The organism is Herbaspirillum sp. RTI4, assembly GCF_034313965.1.
Lineage (GTDB): Bacteria > Pseudomonadota > Gammaproteobacteria > Burkholderiales > Burkholderiaceae_D > Herbaspirillum.
This window is the reverse complement of sequence record NZ_JAVIWQ010000002.1, coordinates 3,789,645-3,805,882: the sequence shown is the minus strand read 5'-3', so window position 1 is coordinate 3,805,882 and position 16,238 is coordinate 3,789,645. Positions and strand designations below refer to the sequence as shown.

The 16,238-nt window shown below is 54.1% G+C and carries 18 protein-coding genes, 1 tRNA gene, 1 other RNA gene and 1 riboswitch; of the genes, 6 read left to right on the top strand and 14 right to left on the bottom strand.

Going from position 1 to position 16,238, the window contains the following annotated elements; all coding sequences use genetic code 11:
* Positions 1-36: 36 nt before the first annotated feature.
* The 11 genes from purD to RGU70_RS16920 all read right to left on the bottom strand — a co-directional run bounded on the left by purD (position 37) and on the right by RGU70_RS16920 (position 8,596).
* Positions 37-1,308, bottom strand: a complete 1,272-nt coding sequence (gene purD, locus RGU70_RS16970; RefSeq protein ID WP_322210548.1) for a phosphoribosylamine--glycine ligase — start codon at positions 1,306-1,308, stop codon at positions 37-39.
* Between the two features lie 85 nt (positions 1,309-1,393).
* Positions 1,394-2,119, bottom strand: coding sequence for a YebC/PmpR family DNA-binding transcriptional regulator (locus RGU70_RS16965; protein ID WP_322210547.1), 726 nt, complete (start codon positions 2,117-2,119; stop codon positions 1,394-1,396).
* A gap of 359 nt (positions 2,120-2,478) precedes the next feature.
* Positions 2,479-2,554, bottom strand: a tRNA-Lys gene (locus RGU70_RS16960).
* 85 nt (positions 2,555-2,639) lie between these two features.
* Positions 2,640-3,389 (bottom strand): tol-pal system protein YbgF, encoded by a 750-nt coding sequence (gene ybgF / locus RGU70_RS16955; RefSeq protein ID WP_322210546.1) that lies wholly within the window; start codon positions 3,387-3,389, stop codon positions 2,640-2,642.
* Positions 3,390-3,395: 6 nt separating this feature from the next.
* Positions 3,396-3,905 (bottom strand): peptidoglycan-associated lipoprotein Pal, encoded by a 510-nt coding sequence (pal, locus tag RGU70_RS16950; protein WP_322210545.1) that lies wholly within the window; start codon positions 3,903-3,905, stop codon positions 3,396-3,398.
* Positions 3,906-3,960: 55 nt separating this feature from the next.
* Positions 3,961-5,226, bottom strand: coding sequence for a Tol-Pal system beta propeller repeat protein TolB (gene tolB, locus RGU70_RS16945; RefSeq protein WP_322210844.1), 1,266 nt, complete (start codon positions 5,224-5,226; stop codon positions 3,961-3,963).
* Between the two features lie 51 nt (positions 5,227-5,277).
* Positions 5,278-6,177 (bottom strand): cell envelope integrity protein TolA, encoded by a 900-nt coding sequence (locus RGU70_RS16940; RefSeq protein ID WP_322210544.1) that lies wholly within the window; start codon positions 6,175-6,177, stop codon positions 5,278-5,280.
* Position 6,178: 1 nt separating this feature from the next.
* The gene (locus RGU70_RS16935) at positions 6,179-6,613 is read right to left on the bottom strand and encodes an ExbD/TolR family protein (protein ID WP_322210543.1); all 435 of its coding nucleotides are present in this window, start codon (positions 6,611-6,613) and stop codon (positions 6,179-6,181) included.
* The gene (gene tolQ, locus RGU70_RS16930; RefSeq protein WP_322210542.1) at positions 6,613-7,314 is read right to left on the bottom strand and encodes a protein TolQ; all 702 of its coding nucleotides are present in this window, start codon (positions 7,312-7,314) and stop codon (positions 6,613-6,615) included. The genes RGU70_RS16935 and tolQ overlap by 1 nt, the downstream gene beginning before the upstream one ends.
* Positions 7,315-7,376: 62 nt before the next feature.
* Entirely contained in the window at positions 7,377-7,847 is a 471-nt protein-coding gene (gene ybgC / locus RGU70_RS16925) for a tol-pal system-associated acyl-CoA thioesterase (RefSeq protein ID WP_322210541.1), read from the bottom strand.
* On the bottom strand, positions 7,847-8,596 hold the full coding sequence (locus RGU70_RS16920) for an SDR family oxidoreductase (protein WP_322210540.1): 750 nt from the start codon (positions 8,594-8,596) through the stop codon (positions 7,847-7,849). The genes ybgC and RGU70_RS16920 overlap by 1 nt, the downstream gene beginning before the upstream one ends.
* Positions 8,597-8,848: 252 nt before the next feature.
* Positions 8,849-8,952, top strand: a riboswitch (ZMP/ZTP riboswitch).
* Between the two features lie 136 nt (positions 8,953-9,088).
* Here RGU70_RS16920 and glyA point away from each other — a divergent pair.
* Together glyA and nrdR are read left to right on the top strand one after the other, a co-directional pair.
* Complete coding sequence (gene glyA, locus RGU70_RS16915; protein ID WP_322210539.1) at positions 9,089-10,333, top strand: serine hydroxymethyltransferase; 1,245 nt, start codon at positions 9,089-9,091, stop codon at positions 10,331-10,333.
* Between the two features lie 102 nt (positions 10,334-10,435).
* The gene (gene nrdR, locus RGU70_RS16910; protein ID WP_322210538.1) at positions 10,436-10,915 is read left to right on the top strand and encodes a transcriptional regulator NrdR; all 480 of its coding nucleotides are present in this window, start codon (positions 10,436-10,438) and stop codon (positions 10,913-10,915) included.
* Positions 10,916-11,034: 119 nt separating this feature from the next.
* On the opposite strand, the gene ssrS is transcribed toward nrdR, so the two are convergent.
* From ssrS to RGU70_RS16895, 3 genes are all read right to left on the bottom strand, one after another.
* Positions 11,035-11,213, bottom strand: a non-coding RNA gene (gene ssrS / locus RGU70_RS16905) — 6S RNA.
* A gap of 141 nt (positions 11,214-11,354) precedes the next feature.
* Positions 11,355-11,666, bottom strand: coding sequence for a cell division protein ZapA (locus RGU70_RS16900; protein WP_322210537.1), 312 nt, complete (start codon positions 11,664-11,666; stop codon positions 11,355-11,357).
* Entirely contained in the window at positions 11,663-11,905 is a 243-nt protein-coding gene (locus RGU70_RS16895) for a DUF904 domain-containing protein (RefSeq protein ID WP_322210536.1), read from the bottom strand. Before RGU70_RS16895 ends, RGU70_RS16900 begins: the two co-directional genes overlap by 4 nt.
* 186 nt (positions 11,906-12,091) lie before the next feature.
* Here RGU70_RS16895 and RGU70_RS16890 point away from each other — a divergent pair, with 186 nt between their 5' ends.
* From RGU70_RS16890 to RGU70_RS16875, 4 genes are all read left to right on the top strand, one after another.
* Entirely contained in the window at positions 12,092-12,334 is a 243-nt protein-coding gene (locus tag RGU70_RS16890) for a hypothetical protein (RefSeq protein ID WP_322210535.1), read from the top strand.
* 234 nt (positions 12,335-12,568) lie between these two features.
* Entirely contained in the window at positions 12,569-13,621 is a 1,053-nt protein-coding gene (locus tag RGU70_RS16885) for a TauD/TfdA family dioxygenase (protein WP_322210534.1), read from the top strand.
* A gap of 113 nt (positions 13,622-13,734) precedes the next feature.
* Positions 13,735-14,754, top strand: a complete 1,020-nt coding sequence (locus tag RGU70_RS16880) for an ornithine cyclodeaminase family protein (RefSeq protein WP_322210533.1) — start codon at positions 13,735-13,737, stop codon at positions 14,752-14,754.
* Positions 14,755-14,815: 61 nt separating this feature from the next.
* The gene (locus RGU70_RS16875; protein ID WP_322210532.1) at positions 14,816-16,222 is read left to right on the top strand and encodes an alanine racemase; all 1,407 of its coding nucleotides are present in this window, start codon (positions 14,816-14,818) and stop codon (positions 16,220-16,222) included.
* The last annotated feature ends 16 nt before the right edge of the window (positions 16,223-16,238 follow it).

The following is a 16,238-nucleotide window of genomic DNA, read 5'->3' as shown; positions in this document are numbered from 1 at the left end:
GCGGCGGGGAAGTGCCGCAGCGCTGTGTTTGCCGCCTTATTTCTTGATGGCGCGCCAGCCGATATCGCGCCGTAATTGCACGCCGTCCAGCCGCACCATGTCGACCGCTGCATAGGCTTGTCTTTGCGCCATTTTGACGCTGTCGCCCAGACCGACGACGCACAGTACGCGGCCGCCGTTGCTGAGCAGGCGTTTGTTGTCGTCCAGGAGGGTGCCGGCATGAAACGTCACGCAATCCGTTGTTGCTGGTGGGATGTCGGTAATCAGATCGCCTTTGCGTGGCGCATCGGGATAGCCTGCGGCGGCCAGTACGACGCCGAGCGCGGTACGACGGTCCCATTCCAGTTCGATGGTATCCAGGGTGCCGGCAACCGCATGTTCCATGACGCTGAGCAAATCGGTCTTGAGGCGGGCCATGATGGGCTGTGTTTCTGGATCGCCCATGCGGCAGTTGAATTCCAGCGTTTTCGCATGACCCTTGTCGTCGATCATCAGACCGGCGTACAAAAAACCTGTGAACGGGATGCCGTCCTTGGCCATGCCTTGCACGGTCGGGATGATGATTTCGCGCATCACGCGCGCATGCAGTTCGGGCGTCACGATAGGAGCAGGGGAGTACGCGCCCATTCCGCCGGTGTTGGGGCCTTCGTCGTGGTCTTTCAGGCGCTTGTGATCCTGACTCGTAGCCAGCGGCAGGATGTTCTTGCCGTCGACCATCACGATGAAACTGGCTTCTTCGCCGGGCAGGAATTCTTCGATGACGACGCGTGCGCCGGCATCGCCGAGTTTGTTATCGGACAGCATCATGTCAATCGCGCCGTGGGCTTCTTCCAGCGACATGGCGACGACGACGCCTTTGCCTGCTGCCAGACCATCTGCCTTGATGACGATGGGTGCGCCCTGCTGATCGATATAGGCGTGTGCCGCCACACTGTCGGAAAAGGTTTGGGACAGCGCGGTCGGGATGTTGTGACGTTGCATGAAGGATTTAGCAAAATCCTTGGAGCTTTCCAGTTGTGCTGCTTCTTTGGTCGGGCCGAATATTTTGAGTCCGCGCGCACGAAACAGGTTGACGATACCGGCCGCCAGCGGTACTTCCGGCCCGACGACGGTTAGCGCGACATGTTCTTTTTCGACAAAGTCGGCCAGTTCATTGAGGTCGGTGATGTCGATATTATGCAAATTGCCATCGAGTGCCGTACCGCCATTGCCGGGTGCGACAAAAACGGTTTGGATGCGCTCGGATTGGGAGATCTTCCAGGCCAGCGCGTGTTCGCGGCCACCAGAGCCAACGACGAGAATTTTCATAGGGTGCAGTCAGTAGAGTAGGGGCAGTTCAAAGAGTCGCGCATTAGGCGTAGTCGTGCATGGTCAGTCGTGCATTAGTCGTGCATTAGGCATCGATGATGGCGTTGCTGAAAATTTCCTGCACGTCGTCCAGATTTTCCAGTGCATCGAGCAGCTTTTGCATCTTGATCGCGTTTTCGCCCTCAAACACGGTTTCGGTGGCTGGCTTCATGATGATCTCCGCCATTTCGGCCTTGAAGCCTGCGGCTTCGAGTGCGGTCTTGACGACGGAAAAATCGAGCGGGGCGGTCAGCACTTCGAGGCCGCCTTCTTCGTCGCTGATGATGTCTTCAGCACCGGCTTCCAGCGCGGCTTCCATCAGTTTGTCTTCATCAGTGCCTGGGGCGTACAGCAGCTGTCCGCAGTGCTTGAACATGAAGGCGACCGAGCCTTCCGTTCCCATGTTGCCGCCGAATTTGGAAAACGCGTGGCGGACTTCTGCCACGGTGCGGATACGGTTGTCGGTCATGCAGTCGACAATGATGGCCGCGCCGTCGATACCGTAGCCTTCGTAGCGCACTTCTTCATAGCTGGCACCGTCGAGATTGCCGGCACCGCGTTGGGTAGCGCGCACGACGTTGTCTTTGGGCATGTTGGCGTCGGAGGCTTTGTCCATTGCCAGTCGCAGTCGCGGGTTGGTGTCAGCGTCGCCGCCGCCCATGCGTGCCGCGACGGTAATTTCCTTGATCAGGCGGGTCCATACCTTGCCGCGTTTAGCGTCGGTAGCGGCCTTTTTGTGTTTGATGTTGGCCCATTTGCTGTGTCCTGCCATGATATTTTTTCCTGCGCACTTAAGTAGGCATTGCGAAAACCGGCAGCAGCGGATAGCTGCGAGGGATTGCCATAAACGGCATTTTCCTGGCCGGTTTTTCATGTAATCGGAGCGCGATTTTACCATACCGTACGGGTGCGGATTTCGGCTGCATGACTAGTGCCTGTTATCGTTTCATTTGCGGGTGCGGCCGCGCAAGCAGGCGGTGACTGCCTAGGCGCAGTGAAACGCCAACAGCCCCTAATACCTTAGAAGTGATCGCTAGGTGAGTGTGCTAAGTGAGTGTCTAAGTGAGTGCTAAGACGCAAAAAAAGGTTACGCGCCTAAGCGGGTAACCTTTATCTGTACTACTGTATTCGTGGTAGGCCGTGCGGGATTCGAACCTGCGACCAACGGATTAAAAGTCCGCTGCTCTACCAGCTGAGCTAACGACCCCGAAAGACGGCAATTATATGCAACTTTGCCCTACGCTGTCAAACACCAAACTCGATTATCTCCATAAACATGCTTGAAGAGTGGCTTATTTGAGCGATGACAGGCGATCCTTGCCGGTTTTTGCCGCTGTGGAGTCGGGATATTTCTTGACCAGCGTTTCCAATGTCTTTTTTGTGGCAGCTTTGTCCTTCAATTCCGCATACGAGCTTGCCATATTGAGCAGCGCATCGGGTACCTTGGGATTGTCAGGATAGTTCTTCACTACCAGAGACTGCGCAGCAATCGCCGCCTTGTAATCGCGCTGAGCGTAATAGCTGTTGCCCAGCCAGTATTGGGAGGCGGCGGCATAACCCGATTCCGGGTGGCGCTTTACAAAGTCGGAGAAGGCGCTGATGGCGCCCTTGTAATCTCCGCCCTTGAATTGCGCCAGCGCGGCATCGTAAGATTTTTGCTCGGACGGCTCGACGCTGACATCCTTACCGTCCACCGTGACCGTTTGCGGTTCCTGCTTGCGCAGTCGCGCATCCAGATCAAGATAAAAATCTTTTTGACGTTGCTGCGTATTGGCCAGCTCATTGGCAAGAACCTCAACCTGGCCGCGCAAGTCGGCAATTTCCCGCCGCAAACTATCGTTCTGATCCGACAAGCTGAGCAAACTGCTTTGATCGGCCTTTTTGCCTGTGTCGGTTTGGAGGGTGTCGATTTTGGCGCGCAATTCAATAATCGCTTTGCGCGCTTCGTCGTCACTGAACAAGCCGGCATGGGCTATCAGGGGCAGGCAGGTAAATGCGGCCGTACTGGCCGCCAGAAGCAGGTGCTTGAATGAGTGGCGCATGGCTTATTAATAAGCGATGTCAGCGCGACGGTTTTCTGCGTGCGATGCATCGTCGTTACCCAGTGCCTTAGGCTTTTCTTTGCCGAAAGAAACGGCTTCGATCTGTGCATCGGAGACGCCCAGCAGATTCAGCGACTTACGTACGGCTTCTGCACGTTTTTGTCCCAGGGCCAGATTGTATTCGGCACCGCCGCGATCATCCGTATTACCTTGGACGATGACTTTGCGTTCTTTGTGCGAATTCAGGTACTTGGCATGAGCCTCAACCACGGAACGGAATTCTTCCTTGACCGAATAGCTGTCGTAGTCGAAATACACGCTGCGCTTGGACAGGATGTTTTGCGGGTCATTGAGCGGGTCGATGTTGACGGTATTGACCGAGCGCGAATCTGCGCCGTCTGCACCGGAGGAGCGGCTTTCGACCGGAGCCGGTTTGTCGTTCAGTTTGGTTGACGAGCAGGCGCCGAGCGCGAAAACGCTGGCCAGAATAATCAGAACGGTATTGAACTTGCGCATGGAAAACTCCCTAGTTGTGTTGTGGTTTGTTGCAAGATGAAAAAAGAAGAACGATTTACTTCATGAACGGGCCCCAGGTCGGCTCGCGGATATTGCCGGCCTGTGTTGTCAAACGTTGCTTGACCTGACCATCGACCGAAACGACCGACAGTCCATTGCCGTTCGAATACATAACGTACTTGCCGTTGGCAGAAAAACTGGGGGATTCGTCTCTTGCCGTGTCGGAGAGACGTAGTTCCTGATTGTTAGTCAGATCCAGCAGGTACAGCTGATATTTGCCTTCACGGCGGGAAATATAGGCCAGCAATTTGCCATCCGCCGATATGCGAGGGCTGGTGTTGTAGGTGCCGGTAAAGGTGATCCGTTGCGCCTCACCGCCATTGGGACCCATCTTGTAAATTTGCGGGCCACCGCTGCGATCGCTGGTGAAATAAATACTGCCGTTAGGCGCATAGCGCGGTTCGGTGTCGATGCCATTGCTGCGGGTCAGACGCTGCACATTACTGCCGTCGGCCTCGATGCTATAGATTTGCGTGAGGCCGTCGCGTGTCAGCGCCACGGCAAGGTGCGAGCCATCCGGCGACCAGGAAGGCGCGGAGTTGCTGCCCTTGAAATTGGCGGCGACGGTGCGCTGACGGGTCACCAGATTTTGAATGTAGATAACCGGCTTTCTCGCTTCGAACGAAACATAGGCCACCTTGGTGCCGTCGGGCGACCAGGTGGGCGAAATGATCGGTTCGCCTGAACGCAGCGCGACTTGAATGCCCTCGCCGTCAGCATCGGCTACTTCCAGCCGGTATTCGCGCGCGGCTTTGGTGACATAGGCGATGCGGGTCGAGAAAATGCCGGGAATGCCGGTCAGCTTTTGATAAATATCATCGGCAATTTTGTGCGCGCTCAAGCGTAGCTGAGGGCTTTGGGCCGACATCGACAGGGCCGACAGTTGCGCCGATTTGAGCGTATCGAGCAAGCGGTAGCGGATGTCGTAGCGCCCGTCCGCCAGTTGTTGCACGCTGCCGATGACCAGCGCATCGGCGCCGCGTGCTTTCCAGTCGGCGTAATTGATGGTGGCGTTTTCGGAGAGGATGTCGCCGGTGTCGATGATCTTGAACATGCCGCTGCGTGCCAGATCGGCCTTGATGATGGCTGTCACTTTTTGCGGGGCGATGGTCTCATTGGCAAAACTAGCAATGGCGACCGGGATTTGCTGCGCACCGACGCCGGCAATTTCCACCCGCAATTGCGCTTGTGCGGAGACCGGCACGAGCGCCACGGTGATAGCGCTGGCGGCAAGTGCCAGCAGGCACGTCAGGCGACGCATGGGGGCAGAGCTGGGGCGGCGATACAAAAATGACATTTTTTTCAACATTGTTTACTGATCCTTCGGTTTATGCACGATGGCGAAACTCGCGGGGACTTTGCCGTCCTTATCGGGCGGAAACGGGACTGATTTCTCAATCGCTCTTTGTACTGCCTCATCGAAGCCGGAAACGCCGGACGACTTGGTCTTGCGCAGGCCACGCAGCGTGCCGTCGGGCAACAATTCAACTGTGTATTCTACCGAAGGGTTCCCCACGATACTGTCCGGCACATTAAATACCGTATTGGACCTGATCCTTGCGCCCACTTTGCCGATGTAGTCGGCATTGCCGCGCGGACCTTGCGATCTGCTGGCGTCGCCGGTTCCACCCGCCTGGCTCATCATGCGCTTTAAATCGTCCTGGCGGCGTTTATCCGATTGTTTGCTGTCTTGTTCTTGCTGCTTGCGCTGCTTGTCGGCAGCAAGTTTGTCGAGTTCTTTCTTTTTCTTTTCGTCGGCTTCTTTTTCCTTTTTTTGCTCCTGTTGTTGCTCTTGTTTCTTGCGCTTATCGAGTTCTTCCTGCTTGTCCTGTTTTTCTTGTTTCAGGCGTAGCTGTTCTTTTTTCTCATCTTGCAATTCTTTGTCGCGCTTTTGCTGTTCTTTGCGTTTTTTTTCTTTTTCCAGGGCGATGTCAGGATTGATCACTGGCGCTTCTTCCACTTTTGGTGGCGGCGGCACGGGACGCGCAACCGGCACCGGGTCCGGTCGACGGGCTTCCGGTTCGGGCAGCGGTGCGGCTTCGCGGATTTGCGGATTCCAGATTTCAGCTTCGACGGCAATGGGTGTCGAGTTTTGCCAGCGGATGCCGATCCAGAGAAAGGCAATCAAAGCGCCATGGACGAGCAGAGCCAGAGCAACCGCGCGCCAGCGTCCCGGAGCGTGCGGGACGGTAGGGGGGGAAGAATTATCCATATTACTTAGTGGCCAGACCTACCCTGGAGATGCCCAGTTTCTTTGCTTCGGACAGGACCTGGATCACCTCGTCGTACTTGATGTCCTTGTCGGCGGAAACCATGACCGGGAGGTCGGGGTTGTCCTCATGAAGATCAGAAAGTTTGCGTACCAGATCGCTGCGGCTGGAGGCGGTTTGTGTGCCGCTATTGCCCTTTTGCGGGCCGCTGACGCTGATCGTGGCCTTGCTGTCCGGCTTGAGTGCGATGTTGACGTAGCTGGTCGGCGGCACATTCGACTTGCCTGCGTTGGGCAGGTTGATGACGCTGGGATTGGTGATTGGTGCCGCGACCATGAAGATGATCAGCAGTACCAGCATCACATCGATATACGGTACGACGTTGATTTCGGATTTGAATTTGCGGGGGCGGCCGCCGCGCATGGGGGAACCTGACATCAGCGTGCCTGCCGTTGCAAGATGTTCGAGAATTCTTCGATAAAGCTTTCGAAGCGGATCGCCAGACGATCGACGTCGTGGGAAAACCGATTGTAGGCAATCACGGCAGGGATCGCGGCAAACAGGCCGATGGCGGTAGCGACCAGTGCTTCGGCAATACCCGGCGCGACGGCGGCCAGTGTTGCCTGCTGCACGTTGGACAGGCCGCGGAAGGCATTCATGATGCCCCACACGGTACCAAACAGCCCGATATAGGGTGAAACGGAGCCGACCGATGCCAGGAACGCCAGATGCAGTTCCAGCACATCCATTTCACGCTGATAGGCTGCGCGCATGGCGCGTCGTGCGCCGTCCAGCGCTGCGCCGGGTTCGGTGTTGGCTTTGCCCACGACAGCGGCTTTGCCTTTGTTGAACTCACTCATGCCGGCCTGAAAAATACGTTCCAGCGCGCCGCCGTCACCGCTCGATTTGCGGCGGTTGGACAAGGTGTCCTGGTACAGCGCCATCAAATTACCGCCCGACCAGAAGCTGCTTTCGAATGTTTCGGTCTGCAGGCGTGCGCTGCGGATGGTAAACATCTTGCGGAAAATATAGGTCCAGCTCAATACCGATGCGGCCAGCAGCAGCAGCAAGACGAGTTGCACCAGTATCGAGGCGTTGGCGATCAGGGAAACGAAGGAAAGATCTTGAGTGACGGTCATGGGCTGGGATGGATTTTAACGGTGAGTGGCAGGAGAGAATTGTCTGTTCACGAGGATGAGTGCTATGCGCTTAACTTGGCTTCGGCAGCCGGGGCCGACATATTGGCTTGTTGCAGGCTGTTCAAAATGGGTGCCGGTATGGCTTGTGGTCTGAAACTGGCCATGTCGACGCAGACTACACAGATGCGGCCGCGCGCCAGCAGGCGCGGTGCCGTTCCCTCAGGGGCGTTGCGGTCGATGCGCCAGGCTTCCTGGACGAAATTGACGGAGGCATTGCCGGTTTTTTCAACCTCGACCGTCAGTTCCAATTCATCATCGAGTCGGGCTGGTGAAACATAATCAACGGTGGTGCTTTTGACCACGAACATGGCTCCGTACGTGGCTTGCATTTCATGCTGGCCGAAACCTTGGGCCCGGAGCCACTCGGTGCGCGCCCGCTCGAAAAATTTCAGGTAGTTGGCATAAAACACGATGCCGCCGGCATCGGTGTCTTCGTAGTAGACCCGAATGGGCCAGACGTACCTGGCGCTCATTACGTCGTCCGTTTGATATTGAATGGACCAAAACCCTGGCAGGTCGGCATCATTTCGATGTAGTTGATGTTGACATGCGGCGGTAAGGTTGCAATCCAGTAGGCTGTGCTGGCGATATCCTGCGCCGACAGGGGGGTGGTGCCTTCATACACCTTGGCGGCTGCGCTGTCGTCGCCCTTGAAGCGCACATTGGAAAATTCAGTACCGCCGCACAAGCCGGGTGCCAGATTAGTGGCCCGAACTCCGGTGCCGACCAGATCGGCGCGCAGGTTCAGCGTGAACTGGTCGACGAAGGCCTTGGTCGCGCCATAGACGTTGCCGCCCGGGTACGGATAAGTGCCGGCGACCGAGCCCAGGTTGATGATGCTGCCGCTTCCGCGTTTGACCATGCCGGGCAGAATATGGTGGGTGACCGTGACCAGGCCGCGGCAATTGGTGTCGATCATGGTTTCCCAGTCTTCCAGCGAAGACTGTTGAGCTGAGCCCAGGCCGAGTGCCAGACCTGCATTGTTGATCAGAACATCAATTGCTTGCCATTCAGGAGTCAGGCTGGCCAGCGCGTCGGCGACCGATTGCTTGTCTGTCACATCCATGACCAGTGGCAGGACGTTGGGGCCCAGTTCGCTTGCCAATGCGTCCAGCCGTTCTTTGCGGCGACCGGTAGCGATGACACGATGGCCGTTGGTCGAAAATTGCTGGGCCATGGCAGCGCCGAAACCGGCTGTGGCGCCTGTAATTAATACGATCATATATAGGACTCCTGAATTCTTTTGAAATGATGGTCGCAAGCATGTTCACTGCGAATGCAATGCAACATGATAACTGCAAACGTGAGTCGAGGCCCAATACGCGTACTTACGTCCGCTCATAGTCGCTCGTTGCGCGGCTTGTTTGCTGCGATGCGTGATGCAGTAAAACAGGGCGGCGCTGGTTCTGTTGTTGCTCATAATGAGGGGGCGTCTTGCTGAAATTTCGGCAGTCCCTTACAATGCCAAGACCATTTCGTCTCACGTAACTGGCGAAAATGCCGGACACTGCTCCGGTACTAGATGGATATCCATCGGGAAGCGTGAGATTTCATTAGCCGTACGCCTGGGCAGCCCAAATGGAAAGTACGAAGAGGCTGCCGTCATTCCCTTAAAATTTTGGCGCTCATTCGATTGCAACGGCGTGATGCCGTCCGGCATTCTGTGCCGGCACGGCTGATGCCCCGGTAACTTTCTCATCCAGCGGAGTATTCCATGTTTCCAAAGAACCATACGATTGCCAATGTTGACCCTCAACTGTGGGCGGCCATGCAGCAAGAAAAGGTACGTCAGCAAGAGCATATTGAGCTGATTGCTTCCGAGAACTACACCTCGCCAGCCGTCATGGAGGCGCAGGGTTCGCAGCTGACCAACAAGTATGCAGAAGGTTATCCGGGCAAGCGTTATTACGGCGGATGTGAGTTTGTCGATGTCGCCGAGCAACTCGCGATTGACCGGGTCAAGCAATTGTTTGGTGCTGAAGCCGCCAATGTGCAGCCGAATTCGGGTTCGCAAGCGAATCAAGGCGTGTTTTTCGCCATGCTCAAGCCGGGCGATACCATCATGGGTATGTCGTTGGCTGAAGGCGGACATCTGACGCACGGCATGGCGCTCAATATGTCGGGAAAATGGTTCAACGCTGTTTCTTACGGCTTGAATGACAAAGAAGAAATCGATTACGACGCGATGGAGCGTCTGGCGCATGAAGCAAAGCCGAAGCTGATCATTGCCGGTGCGTCGGCCTATGCGCTGCGGATTGATTTTGAGCGGTTTGCCAAGGTGGCCAAGGATGTCGGCGCTTTGTTCATGGTCGATATGGCGCATTACGCGGGCCTGATTGCTGCGGGCGTTTATCCTAATCCGGTACCGCATGCCGACTTCGTTACGTCGACAACGCACAAGTCCCTGCGTGGCCCTCGCGGCGGAATCATCCTGATGAAGAAGGAACATGAAAAGGCGATCAATTCTGCCATTTTCCCTGGTATTCAGGGCGGTCCTTTGATGCATGTGATCGCCGGTAAGGCCGTGGCATTCCAGGAGGCCTTGCAGCCTGAATTCAAGATTTATCAGCAACAGGTTCTGGATAACGCAGATGCGCTTGCCAAGGCATTGATCTCGCGTGGTTTGCGTATTATTTCCGGACGCACCGAGTCGCATGTGATGCTGGTTGATCTGCGTGCGAAAAATATCACCGGCAAGGAAGCGGAAGCGGTGCTTGGGTCGGCGCACATGACCTGCAATAAAAATGCGATTCCTAATGATCCGGAAAAGCCGTTCGTGACTTCGGGTATTCGTCTGGGTAGCCCGGCCATGACGACGCGCGGTTTCGGTGTGGCCGAATCGATCAAGGTCGGTAATCTGATCGCCGATGTACTCGATCAGCCGCATGACGCAGCCACAATAGAACGCGTGAAAGCAGAAGTGAAGAAGTTGACTGCTGCGTTCCCTGTTTATGCCTGAAGCAGTCGCGTAGGGTAGTAACAGTAAATGGATTGGTCCGGAGCCCGCCCCTGAGATTATCGAAGGGGCGGGCTCTTATTGATGGTGCATGGGGAGAGTCTGATGAAATGTCCTTTTTGCAATCACGACGATACGTCGGTAGTCGATACCCGCGCTTCGGAAGAGGGTGACACGATTCGTCGCCGGAGGCGTTGCGAGCATTGCGACAAGCGCTTCACGACGTTTGAGCGGATTGAGTTGACGATGCCGGTGATCGTCAAGAAAAACGGTAGCCGGACGGAGTTCGAAACTGCCAAGCTGCGCGCTAGTCTGATGCTGGCATTGCGTAAACGCCCCGTTTCTGCGGAAGCGGTTGATCAGGCGATTCATAGCATTCAGGAAAAACTGCTATCGAGCGGAGCCCGTGAAGTGGTATCCGGTCACGTTGGTGAGTTGGTGATGCGTGAGTTGAAGCGGCTGGATAAGGTTGCCTATATCCGGTTTGCATCGGTCTATAAAAGCTTTGAGGATTTGTCGGAGTTCCAGGATGCGATTGCTGAAGTCGGTCGGGAGCGACCTGCTGTGCCAAAAAAACCAACCTGAGTTGGTTTGGTTTGGTTTGCAGCAGTAACCTGAAGAAGAAATAGTTTAAGGTTCGACAATGTACGGGCATAAAAAAACGACCGCTTTCGCGGTCGTTTTCATTTACATCTTCCATCAAATAAAGCCCCGCCAGTGCCGCTGTGCCGGCATCCTGAACCAAACGGTTCAAGGTGGCTGCAGTCAGTTCAATTTCGGGTTCATCGGTCTAGCGACGCTCACGCCCATCAAACAATATTCCACAGCCTATGCACATAAATGGTTCAAGGAATTATGACACTCGCGAACACGGCAGGAGTCACTAAGTCTACGCTAAAGCCCCTGCGTGTCAAACTGTTTTTGTTGAAAGAAAACAATAATTACTGATCTGATGAATACAGTGTGTAGGCACTGGGCTGGAGGCAAGCTTGTTAGTTTCGCAATGAAGACGCTGTCTGCGCATTCAAAATAAATTTTCTTGAGGGGTCAGTGCCTGGTCCAGCAGGGTATGCATTGCTGAAACATTCAGCTTCCACTCGGCCAGAGTCAGGCCAGCGAGTGGCCCAGAATCATGCCGAGTCGATAACAATTCGGCGGCAATCCCGAGGGCTGCTGTTACCGCGATACGATCCGTACCTTTGATTTTTCCCATGTCGCGAATGGAGCACATTTTTTCATCAAGGTAAGCGACTGCCAGTTGCAACGCAGGCTCCTGTCCTTCCTGGCAAGCCAGCGTGTAGGACGTACCCATAATATTGACGGGGAGCTGGATCATGCGGTTTCCTCGCTGTTGGAATCAACGGATAGCTCTGGTGGTGGCTCTATTGACGGCATCATGCTGAGTAGCGTGGAGACTCTTGCATGTGCAGCATCAATACGTGTAGCTAATTCCGATTTTTCTACGTCGAGTAAATGAATTTGCGAACGTAATTCTGCGTTTTCTTGGCGCAATGACGAAGTCAATGCAGCCAGTTGGGCTACTTTATCGGAAAGTTGCTGTAGTTCAGAGATCATGGGCGTAACGGTGACTATTCGGACAGATGATCATTATATGCCTTAGTTGCTAATGCTCTCCTGGCCGGCTCTTCCTCCCGCCGTCCTCGCACGCATCAATCGCATAGCCAGAACAGATTTTCAATGAGACTCTGATGAGGCGAGCACGAGAAAAAATCAGGATTGCGGTATGCACTTCACGCAAAAATGGCTACATTTTTTCTGAATTTATACGAGCCGCTTCAAGCAATCAAGGCTTCCCTGGCTTTTAAAAAGGGTCTGCAGATTTGCCCGAAATTCCCTATCCATTTGAGAACGAATTTGTTGGTTGATGCAGTGAATAAGAGCGCTTGCGAAATATTTATCGAAAAAAAAAAGAATTTATTTCAATGCTCAGCTGAAAAATCACCGTTTGTCGTGTTTGTGTTGGAAATCAGCTTCGGTTTTTGAATGCGCATGCTATTGTTTTCGGCGTGGTGGCACGGCTATTTATTTGTAAATATATCAGTTTATTTTTTAAAATTGATGTTGTCGCGAATCTCTATTTTCTGATTCTAATGTGGTTTTTTCGGATAAAAATATTTCACGGAAATGAACGAAATTCGCCAGCCTACGCCAGCTAATCTCATCAGCGCTTGTTAGCGCCGAATTATCGATGTGGTCGACAGGAGTAGGAGAAGCGGCATGCCCAATTTTAAAGTAGCTTCAAAACCAGAATCCCCTTATGTGCATTGCCTGGCTCCCCGGGAGCGCTTGTCAATCGAGGCTATCGTTGATGAATTACTGCACAATTTTGGTAGCGTTGAGACGGCCGAATTTGCAGATGCCTGCAGTCTGTCAGCGCAACAATTGCCACGTCGTTTGCGCGAACTCGCACATCGTTTCAAATACATGCATTTGCAGTGCGGTGCGGTATTGCTGCGCGGGATTGCTGTGGATGATCATCGCATCGGCCCTTCGCCGCAACATTGGGATGCTCCCTGGCGTAATCCGCCGACCTTGCGAGAGGAGGTGACGCAATGCCTGCTGAGTGCCGTACTGGGCGATATATTCGGATGGAGAACGCAAGAAAATGGCCGCTTCCTGCGCCACATTGTTCCGGTTCTAAAAGAAAGCGAAGAGCAACTTGGCGGTGGCAGCAGTGTCACGCTCGTCTGGCATAACGAAGAAGCATTCCATGAATGCCGGGGCGATTTTTTATCCATCCTGTGTTATCGGAATGACGAGCAGGCGCAAACCATATTGTCCTATGTGGGCGACATCGCCATCCCGGATGAAAAATGGGCAATTCTGGCCGCGCCGCGCTACACCATCCGTCCCGATAAGTCGCATTTCCCGGATCAAAATGTCAGTGCGCACTGGCGTCTGGATGATCACGCCTTCGCGCGGATCCAATGTATGTATGCCGATCCGCAACCGGTCCCGGTGCTGTCAGGTTCGCGTGAAAAACCGTTCATACAAGTAGATGAAGCCTTCATGTGTGCCATTGAAGGGGATGCTGAGGCAGCGGAGGCTTTCGACTGGTTACTACGCCAGTTCGATGATAAAAAAAATAGCATCGTCATGCAGCCTGGCGATATGTTGTGGATCGATAACAAGCGCGCAGTACATGGCCGGTCAGTTTATTTACCTCACTATGGGCCGCGTCAACGTTGGCTGAGGCGTGTCAATGTCACCCTCAATTTACGTGCCTCGCTGCCCTATCGCGAAAGTGCATTGAGTCGGCATATTGTCTGAGATGTTTTCTTTGATGTGCTGCAGATGCTTCCCCATATTCAAGTCACTTCATTTCAGCGATATTTTTTTGCGATTGATTTTTCTATGCAGGACAGCGAATTTCCGAATGATAAATGGAGACTATTTTGATTTTTAATACTGCGCCAGAGGATGGCAGTTTGCAGGTGTTCAACAAGCACGATATGAGTAAAGTCGATTTTTCGCTCACGGAAATTTTGTATGCGATTGACGCAGCATATAAGGCTTACTCAGCAGGTCTGTCTGATAATCCGCGCAAGCTAACGACTAATGGAAAAGACGGTCGCTCTGTCTCTTACGCGATGCTGGGACGGGATGGCCAACGCGGAACGATAGGACTCAAATCATCCTATAAATTCCATGGTAATCCCGGCAAAAATGGGCAGAATGGGCAGAAATATTACACCTCGCTTTTGTTATTTGACGATGCAACCGGATTGCCTCTCGCGTTGATGGATTGCAGTCTGGTAGGCGGACTACGAACACCTGCCGCATCTGCTTTGATCGCACGGGAATGCGCTCAACGCAATGCCGAGTGCGCCTTGGTGATTGGCTGTGGCACACAGGGGCAGATGGCATTGCCATTTCTGGCGACGGCGATGCCGCAATTGAAACGTCTTATCGTACATGGCCGACATACGGAAGGCGTGAATGCGGTAGTGGAAAAAATGAAGCGATTCCATCCGAATCGTACGGTCGAAGTTTCGACGAATTTGCGAGCCGAAGCAGGCGTGGCAGATATCATTATCGGCGCTGCCGGCCCTCGTTCTCTGGCACGGGTACAACACGATTGGCTCAAACCGGGCGCCCTCAGCATTTTGGTCGGATACGGGCTTCATCCCGATCTGCTGCACAAGGCAGATTATCGCATTGCAACTAACGAAGCCCAGATGCAGATCACCGGAGCCGATCTGGTGGACTCCGATGGAAAATTGCCTGCGGTTGACGCCGAATTGCCCGACATTCTCTCAGGGTCGCAATCGGGACGGCATGATCAGGACCAACGAATTTTCGCCTATAACAGTGGCATGGTAATTACCGATATCGCACTAGGTCGCCTGTTTGTCGAGCGCGCCAGCGCACAAGGTTTGGGCCGAACCGTACAAATGTGGTGAGATATCGATGAAGCAATCGACTGTCCAACAAACTCAATTAGAAACTGAAATAGACGCTGGCATGAGGCTACCGTCATTGCCCTCGATTCTTCACCCGGCAGTTCGCCATTTTATTTATAAGCAGCAGGAATATATTACCGATCTGGTTGCCGGATTTGGTTCTGGAATCCACATCGTATTACCCCAAATTTTTTGCGACACGGTAAAACGGTTTCAAAACGTATTGGAATCAGTTCAGGTAGACGGACTGATTCTCTACGCCAAAAAAGCCAATAAAGCGCGTTGCTTTGTCGAATGCTGTCCGCAATTAGGTATCGGCATTGACGCTGCCAGTCTGCAGGAAGTAACGCAGGCATTGGCTTGCGGCGTGCCCGGGGAGCATATCGGAATCAGCGGTCCGGCAAAGCAGACCGATTTGCTCCTGTTGGCGATTCGCCAGCGATGCCTGGTTGCCATCGACAGTCTGGATGAGTTGCATGGATTTATCGCCCTGGCGCGACAGACGGGTTGTCGTGGTCGTTGTCTGTTACGCATACACCCTTCAGCGCAGCCAGAGAGTCGCTTCGGACTATCTTCAGCGGAATGCGAGGCCGCATTGCAAGTCTGCACCGACGCGAGCAGCGACATCACTCTGGAGGGGTTTTCATTCCACCTGTCAGGCTATGTCCCTGACCAGCGCTCGACGGCAGCACATCAGTTAATCGACTATTGCCAGGCCGCACGCATGAGGGGCCTCGTCGATTGCAGCACCGTCAATATCGGCGGTGGCTTTGCAGTACGTTACGCGGAGCAGGCGCATTGGACTGCCTTCATCGCCATGCAACAGCCCACGCATTACCATGCCGGAAAATCTTTCTCTGACTTTTATCCCTACTACTCAGAGAGTCACGGTGCCGGTATGCTTGCCGACATCCTCTTTGCCCGACAAACCGCAACAGGCCTGACTCTGGCGCAGCGCTTACAGTCACATGGAATTCGGTTATTGGCAGAGCCCGGGCGGGCGCTGCTTGATCAGGCTGGTTTCAGCGTCTTTGCCGTGCAAGGCGTCAAGGACAGAGCTGCTGCGGGAACGATGCCTCCTTACGGCATCATTACGGTAGGCGCTACCAGTTTCAGTTTGTCCGAACAATGGTTTAACAGCGAATATTTTCCCGACCCACTTCTGCTCAATAGAGACACTTTCGATTTTTTCGACGAGCAACAAAGCGACCCTATCCCCTATCCCGCCTGCGTTGGTGGTGCCAGCTGCCTCGATTCCGACATGCTGAGCTGGCGCAAAATAGTATTCCCTCGCCGTCCCGCTGCTGGCGATTTGCTGGTGTACACCAACACTGCCGGCTATCAAATGGATTCCAATGAATCCCCGTTTCATGACTTGCCTCTGCCCGCCAAAATAGTTGTCAACCTCAACTCCGATCGGCCCCGTTGGCGGCTCGATGGCGTCAGCGGATCTACCCCTGCGTATTAACGCACTTACAAGGAAG

Excerpts from the sequence above, each read along its gene's own strand:
- purD (WP_322210548.1), bottom strand. The coding sequence starts at position 1,308 with ATGAAAATTCTCGTCGTTGGCTCTGGTGGCCGCGAACACGCGCTGGCC.
- RGU70_RS16965 (WP_322210547.1), bottom strand. The coding sequence starts at position 2,119 with ATGGCAGGACACAGCAAATGGGCCAACATCAAACACAAAAAGGCCGCT.
- ybgF (WP_322210546.1), bottom strand. The coding sequence starts at position 3,389 with ATGCGCCACTCATTCAAGCACCTGCTTCTGGCGGCCAGTACGGCCGCA.
- pal (WP_322210545.1), bottom strand. The coding sequence starts at position 3,905 with ATGCGCAAGTTCAATACCGTTCTGATTATTCTGGCCAGCGTTTTCGCG.
- tolB (WP_322210844.1), bottom strand. The coding sequence starts at position 5,226 with ATGCGTCGCCTGACGTGCCTGCTGGCACTTGCCGCCAGCGCTATCACC.
- RGU70_RS16940 (WP_322210544.1), bottom strand. The coding sequence starts at position 6,177 with ATGGATAATTCTTCCCCCCCTACCGTCCCGCACGCTCCGGGACGCTGG.
- RGU70_RS16935 (WP_322210543.1), bottom strand. The coding sequence starts at position 6,613 with ATGTCAGGTTCCCCCATGCGCGGCGGCCGCCCCCGCAAATTCAAATCC.
- tolQ (WP_322210542.1), bottom strand. The coding sequence starts at position 7,314 with ATGACCGTCACTCAAGATCTTTCCTTCGTTTCCCTGATCGCCAACGCC.
- ybgC (WP_322210541.1), bottom strand. The coding sequence starts at position 7,847 with ATGAGCGCCAGGTACGTCTGGCCCATTCGGGTCTACTACGAAGACACC.
- RGU70_RS16920 (WP_322210540.1), bottom strand. The coding sequence starts at position 8,596 with ATGATCGTATTAATTACAGGCGCCACAGCCGGTTTCGGCGCTGCCATG.
- glyA (WP_322210539.1), top strand. The coding sequence starts at position 9,089 with ATGTTTCCAAAGAACCATACGATTGCCAATGTTGACCCTCAACTGTGG.
- nrdR (WP_322210538.1), top strand. The coding sequence starts at position 10,436 with ATGAAATGTCCTTTTTGCAATCACGACGATACGTCGGTAGTCGATACC.
- RGU70_RS16900 (WP_322210537.1), bottom strand. The coding sequence starts at position 11,666 with ATGATCCAGCTCCCCGTCAATATTATGGGTACGTCCTACACGCTGGCT.
- RGU70_RS16895 (WP_322210536.1), bottom strand. The coding sequence starts at position 11,905 with ATGATCTCTGAACTACAGCAACTTTCCGATAAAGTAGCCCAACTGGCT.
- RGU70_RS16890 (WP_322210535.1), top strand. The coding sequence starts at position 12,092 with ATGGCTACATTTTTTCTGAATTTATACGAGCCGCTTCAAGCAATCAAG.
- RGU70_RS16885 (WP_322210534.1), top strand. The coding sequence starts at position 12,569 with ATGCCCAATTTTAAAGTAGCTTCAAAACCAGAATCCCCTTATGTGCAT.
- RGU70_RS16880 (WP_322210533.1), top strand. The coding sequence starts at position 13,735 with ATGGAGACTATTTTGATTTTTAATACTGCGCCAGAGGATGGCAGTTTG.
- RGU70_RS16875 (WP_322210532.1), top strand. The coding sequence starts at position 14,816 with ATGAGGCTACCGTCATTGCCCTCGATTCTTCACCCGGCAGTTCGCCAT.